The organism is Thiohalorhabdus sp. (genome assembly GCF_046545655.1).
Taxonomy (GTDB): Bacteria; Pseudomonadota; Gammaproteobacteria; order Thiohalorhabdales; family Thiohalorhabdaceae; genus Thiohalorhabdus.
In genome coordinates, this window is sequence record NZ_JBKGZG010000080.1 from 1 (window position 1) to 3,950 (window position 3,950).

Genomic DNA, 3,950 nt, shown 5'->3' on the forward strand with positions numbered 1-3,950 from the left:
AATCGCCCACTGAAGTGGGCTCCTACGGGTGCCGGTGTGCGGTTGTAGGAGCCCGCTTCAGCGGGCGAAGGATATCCGGCACCGCGTCTGGGGCGGGAATCGCCCACTGAAGTGGGCTCCTACGGGTGCTGGTGTGCGGCTGTAGGAGCCCGCTTTAGCGGGCAAAGGGCCTCCGGCACCGCGTTTTGGGCGGGAATCGCCCACTGAAGTGGGCTCCTACGGGTGCCGGTGTGCGGTTGTAGGAGCCCGGTGGGTTCGGGGAGACCCCGTGGCCGGGATTACAGGGAATAATCGACGAGCTTGCGCAGGTCGGAGGCCAGGGTATCCGGGGTGTCGGGCTGCTGGCCGGTCATCTTTGCCAGGAGCTGGGCCTTGCCTTCCGGGCCGAAGATGAGCACCCCGCCGGTGTGGCCCACCTCGTAGTCCTGGTCCTCCGGGCCGTCCTTATACAGCTCCACGTGGATGTGGTAGCGGTCCCGGAGCGTGTCGAACTCCTCCCCGACCCCCCGCAGGCCCACCAGCTGCGGCATGTCGAGCTCGTCCACGTACTCGCGGATGGCCTCGGGGGTATCCCGCTCCGGATCCACGGCGACGAACAGCACCGTCACCCGCTCCGCGTACTTGTCCTCCAGGGAGCCCACCGCCTGACGGATGGCGCTCAGGGTCATGGGGCACACGTCGGGGCAGTTGGTGTAGCCGAAGAACAGCAGCACCACGTCGCCCCGGAAGTCCTCGGCGGTGCGGGTTTCGCCATTGGCGTCCGGCAGCTCCAGCTGCAGGTCCGGCAGCTTTCCGTTGAGGCTCGACAGCTCGTACTCCGGTGGCTCTTCGGCGCAGCCGGGCAGCGCCAGCACGCCGGCGAGGGCGAGCAGGCCGAACAGCGGGCGCCAGCGTCCAAGGATTTCCGTCATTTGGGTCCCTGTGCGTGCGGGGGTTGAACGGGGACCGAAACAGTCTCTTCCCGGCCGTCGGCGAAGCGGAGGGTGAGGTCCACCTCCTCGCCCACCGCCACCTCCTCTCGCGGGGCCATGAGCATCAGGTGGTAGCCGCCAGGGGCGAAGTCCACCTCCTCGCCGGCGGGTACGTCCACCCGGTCCACGTGCTCCATCCGGCTGCCTCCCTCATCGCTACCGCTGCGGTGCAGCATGACGCGGCGGAAGGCGGGGGATTCGGCCGCCACCAGCCGCACCGTGCTGTCCGTGCCGTTGCGGAGCTGGAAATAGCCGCCCGAGGGGGCGTCCCCGGGCATGTGGCGGATCCAGGGGTCCCGGACCTCCACCTCTTCCGCGTGGGCGGCCGCCGCCCAGACCAGGCCGGCCAGCAGCAACAGCGGGCGGACACTCCCTATGGACCGCTTCATCGAGCTCTCCGTTCAATGAGGTTAGGTGTCAAAAGCCTAGCATACCGGTCGGGGGAATCCCGATTACCCGGAAGGGGTAATTGCTTTTCATTCCAGGGAAAACCGCGCCCATTCCGGCAAGGGGGTCCGAAGAACCCGCTATGGCGGGGCGCATGGAGACATGGGCACCCCGGCCCGCACGGGGTCGCTCACTAAAGTGCGCTCCTACAGCGGGCCCCGGGGCGTCACTGGTGGCAGTCCTCCCGCAGGAGCCCGCTTTAGCACGCGAATGGCGAAAGCGGCCTCTGCCCGCTCCCACAGGGCAGGGCTCCCCAATTCGGGCAAGTACCATAAAAAGGGCCCGGGCGGCCATGGAAAGGCCGTGCCGGGCACCGGAGGGAGAGAGGAAGAAGGAAACGGCCTAGAAGGCGGCCTCCAGGCGGGCCCAGACCGAGCGGCCCGGCTCGTTCACCAGGATGGCCTCGCCGCTGGTGCTGTCCTGGCGGTTGATGTGGGTGGCGTAGGTCTTGTCCAGCAGGTTGTCCACGCCGAGGCGGAGCTTGATCCCCTCCCGCAGGCGTACCCGGCTGAACAGGTTGACCACGGCGTAGCCCGGGGTCTCCTGCAGGTCCTGGCCGCTTTCCAGGTCCACCCGGTCCTGGCGGTCCACGGCCCGGACCTCGCCGCCGAGGCGGAAGGCGGGGCGCTCGTAGGCGAGGCGCAGGGTGCCCTCCAGGGGCGGGATCTGGGTCAGGGCCTCGCCGTCGGTGTCGTTCTCGCCGTGGACGTAGGCCCCCGTCAGGCGGGCCGTCCAGTGCTTCCCGAAGCCCTGCTCGGCGCTCACCTCGCCGCCGACGAGGGTGGCGTCCACATTGCGGTGGATGGTGGCGTGGTTGCCGTTGGGGTCCTCGGCGCCCCGGTCCACCAGGATGTAGTCGGTCACGTCGTTGTAGTAGGCGCTCGCCTCCAGGCGGGTGGCGGCCCGCTCCCACACCAGCCCCAGCTCGGCCTGGTGGTGCTGCTCGGGGTCGATCTCCGGATTGCCCACCCAGTCGCCCATCATCCCCGTGCGCTCGGAGGCGATGAAGCGTTCCGTCTCGTCGGCGGTGCGCAGCGTCCGGCTCAGGGTGGCGAAGCCGGTGACTGCGTCGCCGAAGTCGTGGCCGTAGCGAATAAGCCCGCCCACGTTGTCCTCGGTTTGCTCGTCGGCGGTGGTGCCGTAGTGGCGCTGGTAGAGGTTGTCGGGGGAGGTGCCGGAGGCGGTGGCCTCGTCCGCCCGGTTCGCGTCGGCGGTGACCCGGTCGTAGCGCAGGCCCACCCGCAGCCGGTCCGCCTCACCCAGCTCCTGGTCCACCTGTGTGAAAACGCCCAGCTGCTCGTGGCGGACGTCCGGCCACATGAGCGACTGCACCGCGCTCACGTTGTCGGCGCTCATGCCCTGGTAGCGGATGGCCTCGCGATCCCGGCCCTGGTAGTCCACGCCCACGGTCCAGTGGGAGCTGGCCCCGGCGAAGACCTCGCCGAGCACCCGGCCGCCGTAGGTGGTGGAGTCCGACGGCGTGCGCATGAACATCATGGGGTCGTCGCGCAGGGAGTAGTTGTCCATGAGGTGGTGGACGTCGTTGTAGTAGGTCTCCACCTTCAGGCCGTCCAGGCCGCCTACCGGGGCCTCACGCTCGAAGCTGAGCCGGGCGCCGTCCTTCTCGGACTCCGGGGCGTCCATCATGCCCGCGTAGAGGATGTCCTCGCCGCGGAAGGCCTCCGCGCCCAGCTCCAGGGTGGTGTCTTCGTCGGGGGTGTAGCCGAGCAGCACGTTGCCGTCGCGGTGCGTGTAGGCGCTGCGCACCTCGTTGCCGTCGCCGTCCTCGTAGCTGTCGGCGTCGCTGTAGCTGCCGATGAGGCGGGCGTATCCCGTGGGCGTGCCGGCGGCCACGTCGGCGTAACCTTCCTTGGCGTCGCCGTTGGAGCGGTAGGCGCCGCCCACCTCGGCGCGGGGGCCCTCGCCCTCGGCGAAGCGCTCCGTGTCGCGCTCGAACCGCATCGTGCCGCCGCTGCCCCCGCCGCCGTAGAGGACGGTCTGGCTGCCCTGGATCACCTCCACCTCGTCGAAGGTCTCAGGCACCGCGTAGGAGGTGGGCGGGTCCATGCGGCTGGGGCAGCCGCCGTGGGTGTAGCCGCCGTCGGTGAGGACGTTGAGCTGGGTCTCGTCCTGGCCGCGGACCGTGGGGTCGATCCCCGCGCCGCCGAGGCGGCTGCCCCAGACGCCGGGCACGCTGCGCAGCATCTCCCCGCCGTCCGCCGCCGGCGCCTCGGAGAGGTCCTCCGGCGCGGCGGTCCCCAGGGAGGGCGGGGTGATGCGGGTGGCCTCCACCACCGTCGCGGGCAGGACCTCGTCCTGCGCCAGGACGGGCTGGACGGCCAGGGTGGAAAGCACGGCGGTTGCAAGGGCCCGTTTCTGCAAGGCGACTCCCCTCTTGGTGTGTGGGTGCGAGGACGCCCACCAGGGGAGCAATACCCGTGCCTATGAGGGGTTTCCTGTAAAAATAGCGGGTTAGTACTAATAGGGGCGGGGCGGGGGTGTGGCAAATGCCACAGCGATGCGGGAAATCCC

General features: G+C 69.6%; 3 protein-coding genes. All 3 read right to left on the minus strand.

Translation table 11 applies throughout. The features are described from left to right. Nucleotides 1–278: 278 nt before the first annotated feature. The 3 genes from ACLFRB_RS11630 to ACLFRB_RS11640 all read right to left on the minus strand — a co-directional run bounded on the left by ACLFRB_RS11630 (nucleotide 279) and on the right by ACLFRB_RS11640 (nucleotide 3,800). Nucleotides 279–911 carry an SCO family protein gene (locus tag ACLFRB_RS11630; protein WP_411069179.1) on the minus strand — a complete coding sequence of 211 codons (633 nt, stop codon included), beginning with the start codon at nucleotides 909–911 and terminating at the stop codon, nucleotides 279–281. Next, complete coding sequence (locus ACLFRB_RS11635; protein ID WP_411069180.1) at nucleotides 908–1,360, minus strand: copper chaperone PCu(A)C; 453 nt, start codon at nucleotides 1,358–1,360, stop codon at nucleotides 908–910. The genes ACLFRB_RS11630 and ACLFRB_RS11635 overlap by 4 nt, the downstream gene beginning before the upstream one ends. Nucleotides 1,361–1,760: 400 nt before the next feature. Continuing rightward, nucleotides 1,761–3,800: a TonB-dependent copper receptor gene (locus ACLFRB_RS11640; RefSeq protein ID WP_411069181.1), complete on the minus strand. Its 2,040-nt coding sequence runs from the start codon at nucleotides 3,798–3,800 to the stop codon at nucleotides 1,761–1,763. Nucleotides 3,801–3,950 lie beyond the last annotated feature (150 nt).

What these genes read in the sequence shown, in the direction of transcription:
- ACLFRB_RS11630 (WP_411069179.1), bottom strand. Translation starts at nt 911, where the DNA reads ATGACGGAAATCCTTGGACGCTGGCGCCCGCTGTTCGGCCTGCTCGCC.
- ACLFRB_RS11635 (WP_411069180.1), bottom strand. Translation starts at nt 1,360, where the DNA reads ATGAAGCGGTCCATAGGGAGTGTCCGCCCGCTGTTGCTGCTGGCCGGC.